Annotated in this window: 17 protein-coding genes; 7 read left to right on the forward strand and 10 right to left on the reverse strand. The window is 55.6% G+C overall.

Annotation, left to right across the window (positions count from 1 at the left end; translation table 11 throughout):
• Positions 1-8: 8 nt before the first annotated feature.
• Entirely contained in the window at positions 9-221 is a 213-nt protein-coding gene (locus tag HNQ81_RS18030) for an FmdB family zinc ribbon protein (RefSeq protein WP_183348604.1), read from the reverse strand.
• Positions 222-369: 148 nt separating this feature from the next.
• On the reverse strand, positions 370-741 hold the full coding sequence (locus HNQ81_RS04190; protein ID WP_183348605.1) for a helix-turn-helix domain-containing protein: 372 nt from the start codon (positions 739-741) through the stop codon (positions 370-372).
• 403 nt (positions 742-1,144) lie between these two features.
• On the opposite strand from HNQ81_RS04190, the gene HNQ81_RS04195 reads away from it, so the two are divergent.
• Positions 1,145-1,951, forward strand: a complete 807-nt coding sequence (locus tag HNQ81_RS04195) for a uracil-DNA glycosylase (RefSeq protein ID WP_183348606.1) — start codon at positions 1,145-1,147, stop codon at positions 1,949-1,951.
• A gap of 124 nt (positions 1,952-2,075) precedes the next feature.
• Here the strand turns inward: HNQ81_RS04195 and HNQ81_RS04200 are convergent, their stop codons facing one another.
• Complete coding sequence (locus HNQ81_RS04200; protein ID WP_183348608.1) at positions 2,076-2,648, reverse strand: hypothetical protein; 573 nt, start codon at positions 2,646-2,648, stop codon at positions 2,076-2,078.
• A gap of 25 nt (positions 2,649-2,673) precedes the next feature.
• Entirely contained in the window at positions 2,674-3,072 is a 399-nt protein-coding gene (locus HNQ81_RS04205) for a hypothetical protein (protein ID WP_183348610.1), read from the reverse strand.
• A 246-nt stretch (positions 3,073-3,318) separates the two neighbouring features.
• On the opposite strand from HNQ81_RS04205, the gene HNQ81_RS04210 reads away from it, so the two are divergent.
• From HNQ81_RS04210 to HNQ81_RS04220, 3 genes are all read left to right on the forward strand, one after another.
• A complete protein-coding gene (locus HNQ81_RS04210) occupies positions 3,319-4,635 on the forward strand; it encodes an FG-GAP-like repeat-containing protein (RefSeq protein WP_183348612.1) in 1,317 nt (438 codons plus the stop codon).
• Between the two features lie 192 nt (positions 4,636-4,827).
• Positions 4,828-5,961, forward strand: coding sequence for a hypothetical protein (locus HNQ81_RS04215; RefSeq protein WP_183348613.1), 1,134 nt, complete (start codon positions 4,828-4,830; stop codon positions 5,959-5,961).
• Between the two features lie 126 nt (positions 5,962-6,087).
• On the forward strand, positions 6,088-7,452 hold the full coding sequence (locus HNQ81_RS04220) for an MFS transporter (RefSeq protein WP_275888854.1): 1,365 nt from the start codon (positions 6,088-6,090) through the stop codon (positions 7,450-7,452).
• Here the strand turns inward: HNQ81_RS04220 and HNQ81_RS04225 are convergent.
• A complete protein-coding gene (locus HNQ81_RS04225; protein ID WP_183348617.1) occupies positions 7,438-9,285 on the reverse strand; it encodes a hybrid sensor histidine kinase/response regulator in 1,848 nt (615 codons plus the stop codon). The two genes, HNQ81_RS04220 and HNQ81_RS04225, sit on opposite strands and share 15 nt — an antisense overlap.
• Before the next feature lie 242 nt (positions 9,286-9,527).
• On the opposite strand from HNQ81_RS04225, the gene yoaA reads away from it, so the two are divergent.
• The 3 genes from yoaA to HNQ81_RS04240 all read left to right on the forward strand — a co-directional run bounded on the left by yoaA (position 9,528) and on the right by HNQ81_RS04240 (position 13,623).
• Entirely contained in the window at positions 9,528-11,495 is a 1,968-nt protein-coding gene (gene yoaA, locus HNQ81_RS04230; RefSeq protein ID WP_183348619.1) for a DNA repair helicase YoaA, read from the forward strand.
• Positions 11,496-11,523: 28 nt separating this feature from the next.
• Entirely contained in the window at positions 11,524-12,522 is a 999-nt protein-coding gene (locus tag HNQ81_RS04235; RefSeq protein ID WP_183348621.1) for a polyprenyl synthetase family protein, read from the forward strand.
• Positions 12,523-12,660: 138 nt separating this feature from the next.
• Positions 12,661-13,623, forward strand: a complete 963-nt coding sequence (locus tag HNQ81_RS04240; RefSeq protein ID WP_183348623.1) for a Gfo/Idh/MocA family protein — start codon at positions 12,661-12,663, stop codon at positions 13,621-13,623.
• On the opposite strand, the gene HNQ81_RS04245 is transcribed toward HNQ81_RS04240, so the two are convergent.
• From HNQ81_RS04245 to mtnA, 5 genes are all read right to left on the reverse strand, one after another.
• Complete coding sequence (locus HNQ81_RS04245; RefSeq protein ID WP_183348625.1) at positions 13,617-13,991, reverse strand: diacylglycerol kinase; 375 nt, start codon at positions 13,989-13,991, stop codon at positions 13,617-13,619. The two genes, HNQ81_RS04240 and HNQ81_RS04245, sit on opposite strands and share 7 nt — an antisense overlap.
• A gap of 146 nt (positions 13,992-14,137) precedes the next feature.
• Positions 14,138-15,427, reverse strand: coding sequence for an IMP cyclohydrolase (locus tag HNQ81_RS04250; RefSeq protein WP_183348627.1), 1,290 nt, complete (start codon positions 15,425-15,427; stop codon positions 14,138-14,140).
• A 107-nt stretch (positions 15,428-15,534) separates the two neighbouring features.
• Entirely contained in the window at positions 15,535-16,572 is a 1,038-nt protein-coding gene (locus HNQ81_RS04255; RefSeq protein ID WP_183348629.1) for a bifunctional UDP-N-acetylglucosamine diphosphorylase/glucosamine-1-phosphate N-acetyltransferase GlmU, read from the reverse strand.
• A gap of 208 nt (positions 16,573-16,780) precedes the next feature.
• Entirely contained in the window at positions 16,781-17,428 is a 648-nt protein-coding gene (locus tag HNQ81_RS04260; protein ID WP_183348631.1) for an L-fuculose-phosphate aldolase, read from the reverse strand.
• Positions 17,429-17,450: 22 nt separating this feature from the next.
• Complete coding sequence (mtnA, locus tag HNQ81_RS04265; RefSeq protein ID WP_183348633.1) at positions 17,451-18,584, reverse strand: S-methyl-5-thioribose-1-phosphate isomerase; 1,134 nt, start codon at positions 18,582-18,584, stop codon at positions 17,451-17,453.
• Positions 18,585-18,847 lie beyond the last annotated feature (263 nt).

Genomic DNA, 18,847 nt, shown 5'->3' on the forward strand with positions numbered 1-18,847 from the left:
TATTGCGCTCAGGAAAATCCGCCTCTTGGGTTGCATCCGGATTGAGCGCCTGTCGGTGCCGATGACACTGAACGGAGCCTGAAGCTGCTGCCGGAGAGGATTTTCCTGACATTTGTACCCTTGCAGTGGCTGCAGACAACCTTGTCACTTTTTGTGGCAGATATTACCAAGGTCTCAAAGATGGTGGTGCAATCATTGCACTGATATTCATAAATGGGCATTCGTCCTCACTCCTGTTTGATTCATTTTGGTGATCGGGTATCGCTTGATATTATAGTTAATGCTTAAATAGAAGGCAATCTTTCGGTGCAAAAATATTTTACCGGAGCCTGGCGGGGGTGAAAACGTCTTTCGGTGAGAAGATGTCGGTTATTCCAGGAGCGAGATAAAGATCGGGCAGGCTTTGCAGATTTCGAGTTTGTTCCTGCTATTGGATTGCTGAGTGCACTGGCACAGTGTACCATTCAGGAACCAGCAGAGATGACCGCTTTGAAATTCCCAGGCTGGGCAGCGATCTCGCTCAGAGCACTGTTTTTTCTCCCAGCACGGAGTCCGATTGCTTGTTCTTCCGCGCTGATTGATGAGGAGAAAGAAGAGTTGGCGTTCAATATGGGTGGGAACTGTTCGCCATCCTTGCTCGTAGCTGTGTATGGTTTTGAGCGACATGCCCAGCAGTTCGGCGAGCTGTTTCTGGGTCTTGCCGAGCTTTTTCCTGAATAGTCCGAATTCTTCCTTGTTCAAGGCAACTGGTCCTCAAGAGATTTGAGTGCAGACAGATAAATGGCCGGACTGTCGGATATATCAAGCTGGAAATGATTGTATAAACAATGCTTATCGTACCATATGGTCCGGTCTTTGGTCTCTCGTTTTTTCAAAATCAATCTGAGAAAATGTTCTGTGATTCTTTTATGACCAAAAACGCAACTTTTCAGGTGACGGCCCAGGCGCATCTTTCTGTGTCTTATATTGAAGGCTTGCGAGCAAGTGCTCCAGGAATATGAGGTGTGGCTCCGGTGATGAAATAGATGGAGACATCGGTGCAGTTGAAAGATTATCAAATAAACTACAAATCGTTACATAATAGCATTCTTATGCTTTCAAACAGTGTGAACACCGGTAACAATTGCCGTCAGCGGAACGATAGATGCGCTTATCCGAATACTTACAACAATTGAACACACTGCTGCAGTATCATCGCAGTTCCGGGATAACTCATTATCCGCATGATGGGGGAATAGAACAATTTTTACGAGCGGGAAGTGGAGATCAATTTCACCCGCCTCCGGCTGATGGCGGGGCTTGTGGTCCAAAAGAGTCATCCTCCCGGCTCTCGGTTTCGGCTGAGGTGAAAGAGGGCTTGACGGATGTCGATGCAGTCCTTGCCGCTCTCGTCGAGGAAGTTGCGGTATGCCGGGCCTGCAGTCTCAGTCTCCATCGTTCCACCGTTCGGGTCGGGAAAGGTGGCAGGTCCAGGGTGCGTCTGATGATTGTTGGTGATTGGCTCAGATGCGGAAGCGATACTGGTCTCCCTGATTCAGTGCTGTTCGGCGTTGAAGAAGATCGGATGGTTGCCCGGATGCTCGAGGCAATTCACCTGCCGCTGGAGAGCGTTTATATCTCCAATGTTATCAAGTGTGTGGTTCCAGAAACGTGCCAACCCACAGCTGACCACATACGAACCTGTGTGTCGTATCTTCAGAGACAGGTCGCGCTGTTGGAGCCCGAATGTATCTGCGCAATGGGATTGGTGGCGGCAAGGGCCCTTGTAAACGGTTCATTGCCGCTTTCACAACTCAGGGGGCGTCTGCACTCAATTGTCAATGGGAGAGGGCGGCAGGTGCCGGTGATGGCAACCTATCATCCATCGTTTCTGTTGAAAAATCCGGAGATGAAAAAGGCCGCCTGGATCGATCTTCAGGGGATCGGAAGACGGCTGAAACTGCTGCCATAATGGAAAAGAGGTATCGGCCATCAACAGGCGGTATAAGACCCGTTCCGGATATCGGGTGATAGCTCAAAAAAAAGCCTCTCACTGACAGGAGAGGCTTGTGGTGACGGTCGAGCATGAGGTCTGGTCAGAAACTCATTGTCAGTTGATTGCTGATCATGATGATGCTTTCGACGTCCGTGTACGTATTGCGTTCCTTGAAAATGTCCCCGGTGTCCATATAGCCGAAATGCATTTCGTATTGCAGATTGCCGAACATCTTGTAGATCACGCCGAGGTTTGCTTCCCAACTGGATTTATTTTCCGCGGTGTTTATTTCCCAACTGTTTTTCGTGACACCGACGACACCTTGGATGGCGAGTTTCGACAGGGGCGAATATTCGGCGACGATTGCAATCCCGTTGACGGGGCCTTTTTCGTCGGTTGTCCCAAAAGTGACATCTCTGAACCGATCGGCGCCGAGCACATCGGCCTTGGTGCTGGTGATCAGAAGCGGCTTGTATCTCGATGAACTTACAGGTGAAAAATCCTGAAAATCGACGGCTGTTCCAAGGTTGTAGGTTGTAACCTTGTACAAACTGTGAGTGGGCGGCTCTTCCGCCTGTATGGTTGGCGCTGCTGCCATCAGAAAAGCAAGGGCGCAGAGCAATTGGAAAGAAAATTTCATTGTTTTCATCGTTGGCAATTCAACTTGGCCCATCTCTATCATGCTCGGGTACAAATTATTATACTTCGAATATGCGCTGTTTGACGATGAAAGTCAAGGTTAAAGTATCGCCCGCTTCGATCCCTGCTGCTTGTTCCGAAGGATCGCGCCCCATCGCCGGATGTGGCAGAACTGCAGGGATTGCGAATTGATGACCTGTTGCGGGCGACAGGAAAGTACGATATAGGTATTTTGTCGCGTCATTAAAAGGTGTGAGGCGAAGCAGGCGACGGATGAACAACGAAAACAGGTGATTTGTATGCTGAATAGATTTCGTGGAATTATGGTGTGTATGCTGATCCTTTGTGGTGGTTCGGCGGCTTTTGGCGAGGAGGGGGCCGGGACTTCCCGATTTCTTTTTCTTCCCTTTGACAGTAGTGCCGCTGGAAAATACGCATATCTCGCCGATGGTGTTCATTCCATGCTGGCGAGCCGATTGGCTGCCAAAAGTGGGGTGAAACTGGTCGATTCATCCGTTCATGCAATGGATTTAAAGCAATTGGAGACGACCGGGGGGGATAGGCAGCAGGCCGCCGCTGTGTTTGCCAGGTTGCAGACAGACTTTCTCGTGTCCGGAGCAGTGTATGCAACCGATTCGGGATTGAACGTCCAGGCGGTGGTCTCTTCGGCCGAGTCGACGGTGGAACCCCGGAGTTTTACAACTGTGGCTGAAGGTGAAGATCAGATCATCTCGGCAATCGGAACGCTCGCCGACGACATTGTCGACAAGGTCATCAATCGGCAATCCCCTGAATCCAAACAAATAGTGGATGCGGAAAACGAGGGGATGGCTGGATTTCAGACAGAGCATCCGGAGAAACAGTACAAAAAAGGATTGTATGGAGGGGGATCGATCGTCAGCAGCGAGGGGAGCGAAGTCAAGGTTACGGCGAAAGGGGTGAAGAGGAGCGCTACGATCCCGGTGGTGATCGTCGGGATGGACACCGGTGATCTCGATGGTGACGGCGTGGTTGAGATTGTCTTCGTTTCCAGCACCAAATTGCAGATATTCCGGTATAGCGAGTCAAAATTCGAGAAGATTGGCAGTCATTCCTTCAGGCCTACCTACAAAATACATGCTGTTAATGTCGCTGATCTTGATCGGGATGGAAAGGCGGAGATATATATAAGCGCGAACGAGCAGTTCAGGGTCGCCTCGATGATTCTGCGATGGTCGGCTGCCGATGGTTTGAAAGTTGAGCAGGACAATATCCCCTGGTTCCTGCGGCCGCTACATCTGCCTGGAGAAGGGATGATCCTGGCTGGACAAATGTCAAACAGCGATCCGGCCACCGGTTTTGTAGCGCGAGGGATTTACAGGCTGGTAAAAAATGAGGACGGCAGAATCCATCGCGGCGCCAAGCTTCCTGTTCCCGTGCGGGTCAATCTGTTCGATTTCGTCTGGGCCGATATCGATGGAGACGGGACCAGCGAACTTGTGACGATCGATCGGAATGAGAAGATCCTGGTCTACGATGACAAGAGTGAGCTGACCTGGGTCAGTGAGGGCAATTATGGCGGCAGCAGAAATTATTTCGGCCCGGCGAGATCCGAGGGTGAGGGAGGCGGCTCACACAATGTCGGGTCGGTGTCTACAACTGACAGGGATCTCGCTTTTATTCCGACGAGGTTGGTAGCCGGAGATATTGACGGCGATGGCAGGCAGGAGGTCATCATCGGCAGAAACAAGAGGCAGACGCCGTTTTTTCTTCGCAACTTCCGGGAATACGACGGAGGAAGTATCGCCTGTCTCGGCTGGAGCGAGTCATCACTGATCGAGGTATGGGCCACCAATACTATTCCGGGGTATATCAGTGATTACAGTTTCATGCTTGCCAAAGACACCGGAGCGAAGACCGTTGCCGAGGGGACGAAGGCACAGCTGTTTGTCGGTCAGGTGCCGGACAGCACCTTTCTGGGATTTCTGGCCGCAAAAGAGAGCAAGATCCTGGTGTATGAAATCGAACTGCCGGAAAAGTAACGGAGGATGGGTATAAATTTTTTAACTCATGGTTAAAATTACTTGACACGGGGGATGATCAAGTATACAAACTGATAAAGCTTTTTCTCTTTCTTTTGGTGCAAAACCTTACTGTTGTGCCGGTTAGAATGAGAAGGATTTTCGTCAGCCCCAAATCAATGGGGGAAATACAGCTATAAAGGAGAAAATGAGATGAAGAAATTAATTGTTGCCGCAGCCGGCTTGATGCTGGTAGGTACCATGGTTTCAAACGCCTCGGCAGAGGCCGGCGTAAGTTTCAAGGGCGACGCCCGTGCCCGTGGTCTGTATCGGCAGGATTACAATTTGACCGATTCCGACACCAGCCAGTGGCAGTCCCGCGTCCGCCTGATCTTCCAGGGCGAGTCGAAGGGCGGCGCCTACGCCAATGCCCGGGTCCGCTTTGCTGATTCTACATGGGATGGGACCCAGAAGACCCGCGCTCTGGGCGAGGGTTCCAATATCTATACCGATTGGGCCTATGTCGGCACCCCGATGGGACCACTTGCGATCGAGGCCGGTCTTCTGCCCTGGAACCTCACCAAGTTTTCCCAGTGGGACCAGCGTGTTGATGGCCTCAACGTCAAGTATGTCAACGACATGACGACCGTCATGGCCTTCTATCAGAAGATGGACGAGTTTGAAACTGATAACGTCAATGATCTCGTGGATGACGATGACATGGATCGTTACGGTGTTTATGTCAATCAGAAGTTTGATGGTGGTTGGGCAGTTGCCGGTTCGGTCCAGATGGTGAATGACGACCAGGCAACTGACCGTGACGGCGTTATCGTTCTTGCCGAGGTCACCGGCGCAATCAACAACGTTGCCGTTCTTGCCGACGCCCACTGGCAGGAGGCCGACGTGGCTCTCACTCCTGATGATCCTTGGGGTCTCTACGGTCAGGCCGTTATGCCGGTTGGCGCCGTCAACCTGCTTGCAGGCGTTGGTACGACCCAGGACGGTTTTGTCGCTGACGGCGATTTCGGTCCCTTCATCATGCTGAGTGATGTCAGCAGTATCGCCACCGCATACGGTATCGGAGCGTTCGGTGATACCACTTTTGCCGCCTTGTCGCCGAGCATGAAGGTTACCGAGCAGCTGACCCTCACCGGGGTTGTCGCTTATGCCGACATCGATGGTAATGGCGCTTATGCTGATGCTGATTCCGCCTTTGAAATTTCAGGTAGTGCCGCCTATGCGGTAACCGATGGCGCCACACTGACCGCTGAAGCTGGTTATCTTGACGTTGACGGTTTTGACGAGCCGGCTATCGGTGCTGGTCTGATTCTCGTTATCGGCTTCTAATTACGATTTCAGAAACCTGAAGTAGAAAATCTGAAGCGGACCTCCTTGTGGGGTCCGCTTTTTTGTTTTGTCTGTATGGCATGGAGTGATGCAACGGTGAACCCCAGGCGATGGCCCTATTTTTTGATGGTGGCTGCAGGCGTCCTGATCTCGACGATGGACAGCAGCATGATCAATGTCGCCCTGCCCAGCATCATGCGTTCTTTCTCCACCTCCCTTCCGGCGACTCAACTGGTCGTTCTCGTCTACCTTTCGACCATCACCATCACCCTCGTCGTATGGGGCCATCTCGCCGATATCTACGGCCGAGGCAAAATTTTTCTTCTCGGCATCCTGATCTTTTCCGGTGCCGCTCTTGGTTGTTTTGGAGCCGGTTCCCTCGGCCAACTGGTAGCCTGGCGCAGTCTTCAGGGGGCCGGGGCGGCGATGATGATGTCGTCAGGACCGGCGATCATCAAGATGGTTTTCCCCCCCGACCAACTTGGCCGTGGGCTGGGGCTCGTCGGGCTGGCCACATCATGCGGGCTGATGAGCGGTCCGGTGGTAAGCGGATTGCTTATTCAATATGTATCGTGGAGGGGAATATTTCTGGTGACGTTGCCGCTGAGCCTGGCAATGTTCGGTGTCGGGAGATTTTATCTGCGGCTCAATCAGGATGTGCCGGCGGCAAGACTCACCCGCAGATACGATTGGAAAGGGTTTTTTCTGTGGGCGGTGGCGATTTTTCTGTTTGTAAGCTTGATCAGTTTTTACGAACTCATGCCACTTCAGATAATCGCATTGATTTGCATTTGCCTTCTCTTTGTCCTGGCTGCATTTGTCCTGGTTGAAAGAGAGGTTGAAGACCCTCTGATACCCTCTATCCTCTTTCGGCGAAGGTATTTTTCGACTGCCACGATTACCGCGGCTTTGTCGTTTGCCGTGCTTTTCATCGTCATCCTCCTCATCCCTTTTTTTCTTGACTACATCCTCAAACTGCCGGCCGACCGTATAGGTCTCGTCATGCTCGCGTTGCCATCCAGCCTGGTCATTGTTTCACCTCTGGCTGGGTGGCTCTACGATCACATCGGGGCGAGGATACTGACAACATCGGGGTTGGCCGTTTGTTGCCTGGCGATCCTGTCAATGGCAGGATTTGATACACAAACCCCTCTGATTGAAATTTTTTTTAAATTATCGCTTCTTGGCGCAGGGCAGGCAATTTTTTTATCGCCGAACAGCGCTTCGATTCTCTCCAGGGTGGAAGAGCGATATACCGGTGTTGCCTCAGGGATTCTCGCCACCGCCAGAAATCTCGGCATGCTGGTCGGGGTTGGTTTGGCAGGGTCTGTATTTTCACTGTTTTTTGCCCGATACAGCGGTGGGGGTAGTCTGCATACATTCCAGGCAGAGCACGTTTCCCATTTCCTTCTCGCTCTGCAATGGACATTCTACCTGGCAGCGTCACTGTCGGCCGCCGGTTGCGTCCTTTCGAGCTTAAGGAACAGTTGACGAAAATAACGGAAGGGTAATAACCGCGATCATCCCCCCTGTGGAGTGCGGTCTGAGTTGCAGGCTGCCCCGGTGTAAGGTCAGGATCCGTTGGACGAGTGCCAACCCCATTCCGGTCCCGTACACCTTGGTGGTGTAAAAAGGATCGGTCACGTGCTGGAGGGCTGCTTCTGATATTCCGACGCCGGTGTCTTTGATGCTGATCTGACAAGATTCGTTTTTCTGTACAACCCTGACTGTCAGGGTCCCGCCATCGGGCATGGCTTCAATGGCATTGCGGATGAGGTGGAGCAGGGCAAGTTTGATGCGGGTGGCGTCGATTTGCACGATGATGTCATCATCCGGGAGATCGAGATCATAGGTGATGTTGGCCTTTCTCATCATCAGGTAGAAGGCCATGAGACAACGACGGATCAGCGGATTGACAGGTTGACTGGCAAGTTCCAGTTTGTGATCCTGGGCGAAGCTCAAAAGATCTTCGAGAATTGTTTCAATCTTCGAGGCTTCTTTGGTTATGATGTCGAGAAAGTTGATCGTGTAGGGATCATCACTTTTTCTGGCAAGGAGACGGGCGGTGCCACCAATGGAGGTGATAGGGTTACGAATGGCGTGGGCGAGTTGAGCCGACATGTGTCCAATCGCCGAGTATTTTTCCGCCTCGACCAGGAGATCCTTGCTGTGTTCGAGTTCCTGGCTGACGAGTTCGAGTTCGTCGATCTTCTGGAGCATGTCCTTGTAGAGGTGACTGTGTTCGATCGCCAGACTTGCCTGGCTCGCGAAAATTTCGAGAGAACTGATATCATCGCCGGTAATGGGCTTGTTGGTAATGAAATTGTCGACGATGATGACGCCGAGTGAGCGGCTGGGAGAATACAGGGGGACTATGACAAAGGTGTTCTCCTGGAGAAGCTGCAGCAACTCCTCGGGAACATGGGCCTCCTCGGCCTTGGCGGCGGTGACGAGGATACTCTTGCGCCGCCTGGCGGCTTTGATCAGAACATGGTCACGGTCGGAGGATGGTATCTGTAATAACTGGACGATTCGGTTGACCTCGACATCCCTTTCTTGGTATTCGCCTCGCCAATGGGCTATTATGTCGGGAAGATGCAGATTCCGTTCCTTGATCGAGTTCCATACCCTGCCTGCGTCCTCACGATTGGAAGGACCGATGGCGATTCGTCCCTGGAGGATATCACCGCTTTCATTGAACAGAGCGAGAAAGGCACGGTTGAACTGAAGGCCTTCCTCGGAAGTGATGCCGACCAGGATGGCCTGGAGGATTCCGGTGAGTTCCACCGTCCCGAGGTATGCCGAATTCATCTCCTGGTTGAGCTGGTGGAGGAATTGCAACCTGTAATTGGTCGCTTCCAGTTCCCGCTGAAAAATGCGGTTATCGATGGCCAACCGTCTTTTTTTCAGGGTGTTGTTGACGGTATAGTTGATCTGATCCATGGTCACGGGTTTGGTCAGATAGTCGTCGGCTCCGCGCCGAAGGCAGTCTAACGCCGTCTGCAGATCGAACGAGCCTGTAACCATGATTATGCCAAGGTCCTGATAGTTGGCGACGAGATCGTCGAGAATCTCATTGCCGTCACTATCGGGGAGTCCGATATCAAGGAGAACCAGAGCGACCTTTCTGTGCTGAAGATGGGTATACAGCTCTTGGGCCGAGCTGGCCTGAAAAACGGTGAACCCCTGTTTGGTAAGGTAATGGTTGAGGAGGAGGATAATTTCCGGCGAATCATCGACGATGACGACACACTCATCGGGCTCGACGAGGGCAGTGGTAGGCAGTGAGGCACGTGTGTCTTTGCGTGAAAGAAGCTCAACCATGGATGGGTGTTGGAGCCGAATTCGATACCGTGGAACAGGGGCCGGTTCGAGTCCCTGCCGGGCAATTATTGAAAAAATATCCACTCATATATGGATCATATATGCCATTTATGACAGGTCTATCCGAAAATGAAAAGAAAAAATGCTACTCATCAGATCCAAGGTACCTTTAAGGATTTATTCAGAAACCGCAAAGCGAAGAATAGTCGCTGATTCTTGATCCCTTGCGGCTGGGAGGTAGAATGAGGGAAATATTTGCCTGGAATGGTGTGCTGGCGAGCCAACTGGAGTATTTCGAGGCCCGGTCCGGCCAGTTGTCGATGGCCGAGGCGGTGGCCGATCTGCTCCGGGACGACAGCGAAGACATATCGCTGCAGTCGGCCCGGGTGCTGGTCATCGAGGCCGAAACCGGGATCGGCAAGTCCCTGGCCTACCTGATTCCGGCGATCCTGTCGGGTCGAAAGATCGTTGTCTCGACCGCTACTCTGAACCTTCAGGATCAGATCCTCAACAAAGAGATACCGCTGATCGAAAAGGTGCTTGGACAGCAGGTCCCGGTCCTGTGCGTCAAGGGCCGGCAGAATTACCTCTGTCATTATCGCTGGTTCCAGTATCGGGCAACGATGCGGATGTCGCTTCTCGACGATCCGGAAGGGGACAAGATCGAAAAGTGGCTGGAGGACACCGCAACCGGCGACCGGTCCGAACTGGCATGGCTCCCTGACAGGTCGGCGCTCTGGCCGAAGATCTCGGCTCAATCCAGTCAGTGCCTGGGGAGTGATTGCCCGGAATCGGCCTTCTGTTTCATCAACCAGCTGCGCAAAAAAGCGGGATCAATGCGTCTGCTCATCGTCAACCATCACCTGTTTTTTTCCGACCTGGCCCTGCGCAGCTCAGGATTCGGTGAGGTGCTGCCGCGCTATGAAGGGGTGATCTTCGATGAAGCCCACCATATCGAAAATGTGGCAACCCAATTTTTCGGGCGGACGTTCAGCCAGTTCCAGCTCCTCGACCTGTTTGCCGACCTCGAACGACAGGCCGAACTGGATCTTGATCCGGCTGCTGTTGATGCCCTGCGCAAAGCGGTGCAGGGACTGTCCCAGCGGCTGGATCATTTTCTCCGTCTCTTCCCGCAAGAGCGGGGGCGGTACCATCTCGACGCCTTGGTAGAGCGGATTTCGGATGCTGTCTGGCGAAGTGAGATTGACCAGTTATCGCTTTCTCTCAAGCGCCTGCAGGCGCAGATTGCCCCCTATGATGGCCATGGCGAGGGCTGGGGAAATTTTGACAAGCGGATAGTGGAGTTGATGGAGAACCTGCAGCACATCGCCCTGCCGGCAGAGACGGGGGCCGCCCGGTATGTGCACTGGTATGAAAGGCGGGAGCGGGCGATCACCCTGTCGGCCACGCCCGTCGAAATCGCCGGTCATCTTCGGGACAACCTCTACGGTGCAGTTCGATTCTGCGTCATGACCTCCGCTACGCTTTCATCCGGAGGATCGTTTGATTATGTCAAAGACAGACTCGGGCTTGATGACCAGGCTGAATATTTGCGGTTGTATTCACCTTTCGATTATCGAAATCGCTCACTGATCTATGTCCCGGAATCGAGCTTTCCCGAACCGACCGCCCGCCAGTATCCGGAAAAGACCAGCGAGCGGGTGCTCGATATCCTCCGGATCAGCCGCGGCCGGGCGCTGCTTCTCTTTACCAGCTTGAAGGCGATGGACCTAGTGGCGGATTTTCTTGACGGCCGTTTGAACTATCCTGTACTTGTACAGGGCAGGGCTTCCAGGCAGAATCTGCTCGATACCTTCCGCCATACGACCGATTCGGTACTGCTGGCCGTCGCCAGCTTCTGGGAGGGCGTCGATGTGGCCGGTGAATCGTTGAGCTGTGTGATCATCGACAAACTGCCGTTCGAGGTTCCGTCCGATCCGGTGCTCCAGGCCAGGATACGCACCATCAGTGACAATGGCGGCAACGCCTTCTTCGATCTTCAGGTGCCACGAGCCATTCTCAGCCTGCGGCAGGGGGTGGGCCGGTTGATGCGGTCGGCAACGGATCGGGGAGTGATCGCCATCCTCGATGTTCGGCTCTTCTCCAAAGGGTATGGCCGGACATTTCTCAAAAGTCTCCCGCCCGCGCCGGTCGTTCGCTCCCTGCAGGAGTTGTCGCGATTTTTCGGTGATGAAGGTCGGGTAGTGTGATGCATAGGGTAATTGGAGTGATATGTCTATGTCGGCGTCAGAAATGGTGATGAAAACGATCAGCAGCGAATCAGGTCGGGTGGATGCAGCCATGCGGTCCGATCTGGAGGGGTTGGCGCCGGAGGTTGACGATCTTCTGATGAAGGTCCTCCAGTACTGCCTGTTCAATGGCGGCAAACGGATCCGCCCACTGCTGGTGGTGCTGGCGGCACGGATCTGCGGCCGGCGCGATCCCGGGATCTATCAGCTGGCCCGGGCCTTCGAATACCTGCATGCGGCGACCTTGATGCACGACGATGTGATCGACAACGCCGACACCCGGAGGGGGAAGCCGGCTGTACATATCCGGTTCGGCATTGTCGCGGCCATTCTCACCGGCGACTTTCTTCATGCCAGATCGATGGCGATCGTCGGCGCCCTGGCGGGGTCCGAGGCCCTCAGCGTCTTTTCCGAGGCCGCCGGGAAGATGGTTGACGGTGAATTTCTGCAGATGCGCAATGCCGCCTGTCTCAACCTGTCGGAAGACGATTATCACCATGCCATCCTTGGCAAAACCGGCATTCTGATTTCCGCCGCCTGTGAGGTCGGTGCGGTATGGGCCGGGGCCGGCAGTGAGGAGCGTGTGGCACTGCGGGAGTATGGCATCTGTCTGGGCAGCGCCTTCCAGATGATCGATGACCTGCTCGATTACCAGGGGGATCGGGGAAAGACTGGAAAACAGGTGGGAAACGATCTCGCCGAGGGAAAAATGACCCTGCCGCTGATCTTGACCGTCCAGCACGCCGACGGGCGGGATCGCGCTCGTCTGCAGGAGATCTTCGGCGATGAGATCGGGCGGCGCGAGGGACTGGAGGAGGTCAGCGGCCTGATCGCGAAGTATGACGGCTTTGCACTGACCCGATCCAGGGCGGAACAGATGGGGGCATTGGCCCTGTCGCGGCTTGATCTCTTTCCGGACGAGACGTGTGCGGAGGAGAAGGCGGTACTGCAAGGCCTGGTAGATTTTGTCCTCAAGAGAGAAAAATGAGGACTGGGCTGGCCGGACAGTCCGGGAAATTCCCCAACCGGTATCTATAACCAAGGAATCGGGCCGGCAGTATCGAGACCAGACACAGCGGCGGCAGACTGATCCTGACCGAATCCACGACCGTCGGACGAGAAACCGATGAAGAATATTGCCATACTGGGAACAGGGCGCCACGGGAGTCGGTATGCCGGGCATATCGCACGCGATATTAAGGGGATGACGCTAGCCGGGATCTGGCGACGCAGCACGGAAGGGAGAGCCCAGGCGCAGCGATGGTCGACCACCTTCTGCCCGGATTGGCGGGAACTGATCGTCTCTTCCGGTGTCGATGCAGTTGTCGGGGTCGTTCCACCGGTATTGAATCCGGCTATCGCCGCCGCCTGCGCCTGTGCCGGCAAACCGCTGCTGCTGGAAAAACCGCTTGCCCGCAACGTCGGCGAGGCCCGTGCCATCGTCACTTCGCTTGCCACGGCCGGGGTGCCGCTGACCGTCGGCCAGACCCTGCGCTATAATCCGGTGATCGGAGAGTTGCGGCGACAACTGCCGGAGATGGGCCGGCTGTATGGGTTTGCTGTCAACCAGCGGCTGGAGCCGTCGACACTGGACTGGCATGATGACCGGGACACGGCCGGGGCCGGAGTGCTCTTCCACACGGCGGTCCACGTATTCGATGCAATGCGGCTGATCACTGGTCTGAAGGTCCGGCGGGTCATGGCCCAAGGCAGGCTGGTCCATGCGGCGGCCCTTGAGGATCAGGTGCTGGTCATCGCCGAACTGGAGAATGGAGTCATCGGGACGGTCGATGTGAGCAAGGTTGGCCGGGCCAGGACGGGCCGTTACGAGTTCGTCGGCGCCGACGGCCAGCTGCATGGCGAGCAGATCCACGCCTTCACCGAGGTGATCCGGGGCAACGTCGTGCAATCACGACGTGAGTTCGCTCCGATCCCCACCGTTCTTCAGCTGTTGCGGGATTGGCTGAAATTTCTGGAAGGAGACGGCGACAACCCGGTAACCGGGGAGGAAGGGCTTTACGCCGTCCAGGTCTGCGAGGCCTGCCTCGTGTCGCTGCAGGAGGGGGGGCGCTGGGTGAAGGTTCAGTAAGGGAAGAAGATATCGACGAACGCCAGCACCCAGAGGACGAGGGCGAGAAGGAGCGAGAACAGGACGGCGGCGCTGCCCATGTCCTTGGCTCTCTTGGCATAGATGTTATATTCTGGTGAGACCAGGTCAACAACCGATTCGATCGCCGAATTGAGCAGCTCGACAATCAGGACCAGGGTGTTGACGGCCAGCAGCAGGCCTTTGAACAGCAGCGGCAGGGGCAGGAAATAGAGCAGCGGCAGGAGGAGGACGTAGAGGAGCGACTCCTGGCGGAAGGCCGCCTCATGCCTGAAGGCGGCGCTGATGCCGTCGGCGGAGTAGGTGAAGGCGGCGAGGATGCGGGCGATTCCGGTTTTGTTGGCTTTCATCTCTCGGGCAGATCATTCGATCGGCGCCGGCGGCGCCAATCCGGAGGTGGAGAAAGGGGCAAAAAAAAGGTTGGAGAGCGAACCTCCAACCTTTTACCTACTTTGCGTCAATAACGCATTTGTTTTCTTTTTTTCCGGTAACTGTTTCAGTGCTTGAACGACCGCTGGCCGGTGAACATCATCGCCACCTGCGGCTCCGCCTCGTTGCAGGCCTCGATGGTCTCGAAATCCCGCATCGAACCGCCGGCCTGGAGGATTGCCGACACTCCCTGCCTGATGCCGACATCGGCGCCATCGCGGAAGGGGAAGAAGGCGTCGGAAATCATCACCGACCCGGGAATCCCGCCCTTGTCTCGCCGCACCTGGATATCGATCGCCTCTTTCTCCGTCTGATCCCGTTTTCCCCTGCTGACAGCCAGGTCCAGGTCGGCATAGGGAATGCCATACGTATCGAAACAGAGGATGTCGGCGTACTTGATATAGGCCTTGTGGACGGCGATTTCGGCCACCCCGACACGGTCCTGCTCCCCGGTGCCGATCCCGACGGTACAACCGTCCTTGACATAGAGGACGGAGTTGGAGGTGACACCGTGCTCCACCGCCCAGCCGAAGAGCATATCGTCGATCTCCCTCTCGGTTGGCTGCCGGTCGCAGCGGTATTCCCGGCCCTGCCAGGCGGCAACGGCCGGTTTCAGGTCGGCCGGAGTGCGGATGGAGTTGACGGCGGACTGTTGAACGATGATGCCGCCATCGATCAGACTCTTGAAATCGACAAAGCGGAATTTCTCGAATTCGGCGAGGCGGTCGATCGCGGCAATCTTGATGATCCGCAGGTTCTTGCTCTTTTGGAGGATGTCCAGGGTCCCCGCCTCGAAATCCGGGGCACAGACCACCTCGAGATAGTTGGCGGCCAGCAGCTCCGCAGTGTCCTTGTCGCAGGCCCGGCTCATGACGACTGCTCCGCCGAAGGCTGCGATCCGATCGCAACGGTTGGCCCGGTCGAAGGCGTGGGCCAGCGTCTCGCCGTAGGCGGCGCCGCAGGGATTGTTGTGCTTGAGGATGACGGCGGCGGGACGGTCCATCAGGTACTTGAGGATGTTGAGGCCGTTATCGATATCGGTCAGGTTGATCTTGCCCGGGTGCTTGCCTACCTGAAGCATGTCCTCGACCGTTATCGCCGAGACGAGCCCGTTGCCCGGTTCGATGAAGGCGCAGTCGCCGAGGACCAGGTTGCCGTTGACCAGCTCGTACAGGGCCGCCTCCTGGTCCGGGTTCTCTCCATAGCGAACACCTCTCTCGTCGACTGAGCCATCTCCCTGCGGAATTTTCCAGGTCTTCTTGCGGTAGACCAGGGACTGGCCGTCGAAGGAGATGGTCATCTCCATCGGGAAATGATCGCCAAGTATCGTTGAATACATCGATTTCAGTGTACTCATATCTCATTCTCCGGTATCGATTTTCAGGTGATGTTGGTTGGGCTCCGAACAGCACCGGGGGAATCTCGTGTAAGGTGCTGCAGTTGTATCAGAGACTCGTTTGAAGATCATGGGGTGGATTGTTTGAATCCCGACAATGTCGTATGCGGTGCGATAACGGCCCGTGTCTCCAGTTTGCAATCGGAAAGGCAACTGTAGGCCCCGATCCGTACCTCGTCTTGCAGCAGGCAGTCGTCGAGGATGACGCCAGGTTCGATGTGGCAGAATCTGCCGATCCTGGTTGCGCCACGGATCTGAGTCCCGGGGTGCAGGACGGTGTCCGCGTTGATGACGGCTTCGTACGAGACAAATGTCGTTTCCGGGCTCAGCATCGTCACTCCCTGCAGCATGAGATCCCGATTGCGTCGGGACTGCAGTTCCCGGTGGGCCTCGGCAAGTTCGATTCGGGAGTTGACGCCAAGCACATCGCCGGGATGCGGGGCGGTGAACCCATGGACGCTGCGGCCGTCAGCGACAGCAAGGGAGATTAAATCGGTGAGGTAGACCTCTCCCTGACTGTTGTCGGTTCCGACCTGGTGCAGGGTCTGGAACAGGAACCGGCTGTCGGTGAGATAGATCCCGGCATTGATTTCTCGGATCGCCCTCTGTTCCGTCGTTGCGTCCTTTTCCTCGATGATGGCGGTGATTTTGCCGTCGGCTCCATGGAGAATTCGCCCATAGTTGGTCGGGTTGTCGAGGATGGTGGTCATCAGGGTGACGGCGGCGCCGCTCTCCTGGTGGGCGGTGTACATGTCGCCCAGGGTCTGGGGGCGGATCAGCGGTGTGTCGCCGCAGAGGATCAGCACGGTCCAGTCGCTGCCTGTCAGCGATCGTTCGGCTGCCAGAACCGCATCTCCCGTTCCCCGCTGCTGTTCTTGTACAACGCTATCGACCTCGAACCCGGCCAACGTTGCCTCGACCGCATCTTGCTGGTGGCCGACAACGACAAGCGTCCGCTCAGGGTGCAGCGGGGCGATGGCATGGAGAACATGATGGAGCATCGGCACCGCCATGACTTCATGGAGCACTTTGGCTCTGTTTGATTTCATCCGGGTGCCTTTGCCGGCAGCCAGGACAATCGCGGCAAGTGGGTTTGCTCGAACCATCGGCACTCCGTCGTCGTTGGATATTCCCTGCGAGTGGGTTGAATCGGAATCTTTTCGAAAATGAAACTTTACCTGATCGGCTCGAGTGGCGTCAAGCGGCCATTTCCACGACGCTGGATGTGAGCAGCGGGTTGCAGAACGGCAGGCGCTGAGAGGCAATCAGGGGCACGGTGCGATTGACGCAGGGGGTGTTTCAATTGTCGCCGAATTATTTCTGACCATAGGATGAGAACAACGCCGTCATTTTCGCCATCTCGGCATGATCGAGGATATTCGGTTGGCCGACACACTTGCTGCGCCAGTACAGTTCGGCACAGAATTCTGTCTCGCAGGCGGTGGCATAGGCAGTGTCAAGATCCGGCCCGGCCGCGACGAGCCCATGGTTGGCCAACAGGGCGGCATTGCGATCGGTCATCGCCTCGAGGGCGTTTTCGGCCAAGGCGGTGCTGCCGAAGGTTGCATAACGGCTGCAGCGGACACTCTCACCGGCCGGGGTGAGCATGTAGTGGATGGCCGGCAGGTCCCACCCGAGGCAACTGAGAACGGTCGAGAAGGTCGAATGGGTATGGACTACAGCTCCGATATCATCCCTATGCTGGTACAGAATGAGGTGAAGCGCCAGCTCGGAGGATGGTTTTCTCGTACCGTCGTGAACTTGGCCGTCAAAATCGACGACCACGATATCGGCGGGTTTGGTGGCACGATAGTCGAGACCGCTGGGGCTGATGGCGAGCAGTCCCAGCCGGCGGTTGCGGATGCTCAGGTTGCCGCTGGTGCCTCTCGTCATCCGTTCTTCGACGAGTTTGCGCCCGAAGCGGCAGATCAATCGGCGTTCGTGGTCAAGTAGAAGTGCCATATAAGATCAATCTCGGAGGTAGTCATGGCTGAGGGACTGTCCCTCTATGCTCGGGAAACAAGGACAGTGTACCTTCCTCCGAGGCCGGACAGATTCCCCGTTCGGTGATCAGGCCGGTGACAAGTCGTGCCGGAGTGACATCGAAGGCGTAATTGGCGACCGGACTGTTCTGCGGGGTAATCAGAACCGAGGTGAGCCGGTCCTCGGCCAGCCCTTCGATATAGCGGACTTCCTCTCCGTCCCTCTGTTCAATGGGAATGTCTCTCACCCCATCGCGAACCGTCCAGTCGAAAGTCGAGGAGGGAAGGGCGACATAGAAGGGAATGCCGTTGTCCCTGGCGGCAAGAGCCTTGAGGTAGGTGCCGATCTTGTTGGCGACGTCGCCGGTGAACGTCGTGCGATCGGAGCCGGTAATCACCAGATCGACCATCCCGTGCTGCATGAGATGGCCGCCGGCGTTATCGACGATGACCGTATAGGGGATTCCCTGTTGTTGCAGTTCCCAGGCCGTCAGGCTGGCGCCCTGGTTGCGCGGTCGGGTTTCGTCGACCCAGACGTGTACATCGATCCCCTGCCCGAAAGCGGTGTAAATCGGAGAGGTCGCGGTACCGTAGTCGACAAAGGCGAGCCAACCGGCATTGCAGTGGGTGAGAATATTGACCGTGGCCCCAGCCTTGCTGTTGCTGATCCCGGTAATGATTTCCGCCCCATGGCGACCGATGCGGCGGCAGAAATCGGCATCTTCATCGGCGATGGCATGGGCTGAATCCAGGCAAATCGCGATCTTGTCCTCGACACTAGCGCCGGATGCCGAAATGCCGTCGAGAATTCGCTGTACAGCCCAACTCAGATTGACGGCGGTCGGCCGAGTGGCAATCAACATCTCGGCCGATCGGGCCATATCAACCATGAAAGAATCGAGCGAGCTTCGATCTGCGGTAAGACTGGCAAGGTACATCCCAAAACCGGCAGCTGCACCAATCAGACCGGCGCCGCGCACATGCATATCGGTAATTGCCCTGGCCATCTGGTCTGGTGTGGAGAGGGATTCGACAATGAAGCGGTGGGGAAGATAGCGCTGGTCGATAATCTTGACTACGCCTGCATCTTCCTGGTCCAACCAGATTGTACGGTACGGTATTCCTGCGACGTTCATGAGCAGATGCAATGAGAAAAGATTTACAGTATCGATATGGCTGAAATAAGTCTAAAACTGATAGAGATATACTGCACATTGATGTATCGAGCACCAGAAAAGGTGCAAAGAAATGTGTGAAGAGTCCGGGTGAGGGAACAGGAGGGGGAGGAAAAAAAATGGCGCTGGGGGAGGCGGGAGTGGTTAGAGAAAAAGGGAAAGGGCCCTGACAGGATGGATGTCAGGGCCCTTTGGGGCAAGGATTCGGCGGCGACCTACTCTCC

The sequence above is a fragment of the Desulfoprunum benzoelyticum genome (assembly GCF_014201505.1).
In the GTDB taxonomy this organism is placed as follows: domain Bacteria; phylum Desulfobacterota; class Desulfobulbia; order Desulfobulbales; family Desulfocapsaceae; genus Desulfoprunum; species Desulfoprunum benzoelyticum.

Coding starts and splice junctions, on each gene's coding strand:
- HNQ81_RS04215 (WP_183348613.1), top strand. CDS start 4,828: ATGAAGAAATTAATTGTTGCCGCAGCCGGCTTGATGCTGGTAGGTACC.
- HNQ81_RS04200 (WP_183348608.1), bottom strand. CDS start 2,648: ATGGGCCAAGTTGAATTGCCAACGATGAAAACAATGAAATTTTCTTTC.
- HNQ81_RS04195 (WP_183348606.1), top strand. CDS start 1,145: ATGCGCTTATCCGAATACTTACAACAATTGAACACACTGCTGCAGTAT.
- HNQ81_RS04245 (WP_183348625.1), bottom strand. CDS start 13,991: ATGAAAGCCAACAAAACCGGAATCGCCCGCATCCTCGCCGCCTTCACC.
- HNQ81_RS18030 (WP_183348604.1), bottom strand. CDS start 221: ATGCCCATTTATGAATATCAGTGCAATGATTGCACCACCATCTTTGAG.
- yoaA (WP_183348619.1), top strand. CDS start 9,528: ATGAGGGAAATATTTGCCTGGAATGGTGTGCTGGCGAGCCAACTGGAG.
- HNQ81_RS04205 (WP_183348610.1), bottom strand. CDS start 3,072: ATGAACACCATCGGCGAGATATGCGTATTTTCCAGCGGCACTACTGTC.
- mtnA (WP_183348633.1), bottom strand. CDS start 18,584: ATGAACGTCGCAGGAATACCGTACCGTACAATCTGGTTGGACCAGGAA.
- HNQ81_RS04255 (WP_183348629.1), bottom strand. CDS start 16,572: ATGGTTCGAGCAAACCCACTTGCCGCGATTGTCCTGGCTGCCGGCAAA.
- HNQ81_RS04235 (WP_183348621.1), top strand. CDS start 11,524: ATGTCGGCGTCAGAAATGGTGATGAAAACGATCAGCAGCGAATCAGGT.
- HNQ81_RS04260 (WP_183348631.1), bottom strand. CDS start 17,428: ATGGCACTTCTACTTGACCACGAACGCCGATTGATCTGCCGCTTCGGG.
- HNQ81_RS04240 (WP_183348623.1), top strand. CDS start 12,661: ATGAAGAATATTGCCATACTGGGAACAGGGCGCCACGGGAGTCGGTAT.
- HNQ81_RS04225 (WP_183348617.1), bottom strand. CDS start 9,285: ATGGTTGAGCTTCTTTCACGCAAAGACACACGTGCCTCACTGCCTACC.
- HNQ81_RS04250 (WP_183348627.1), bottom strand. CDS start 15,427: ATGAGTACACTGAAATCGATGTATTCAACGATACTTGGCGATCATTTC.
- HNQ81_RS04220 (WP_275888854.1), top strand. CDS start 6,088: ATGGTGGCTGCAGGCGTCCTGATCTCGACGATGGACAGCAGCATGATC.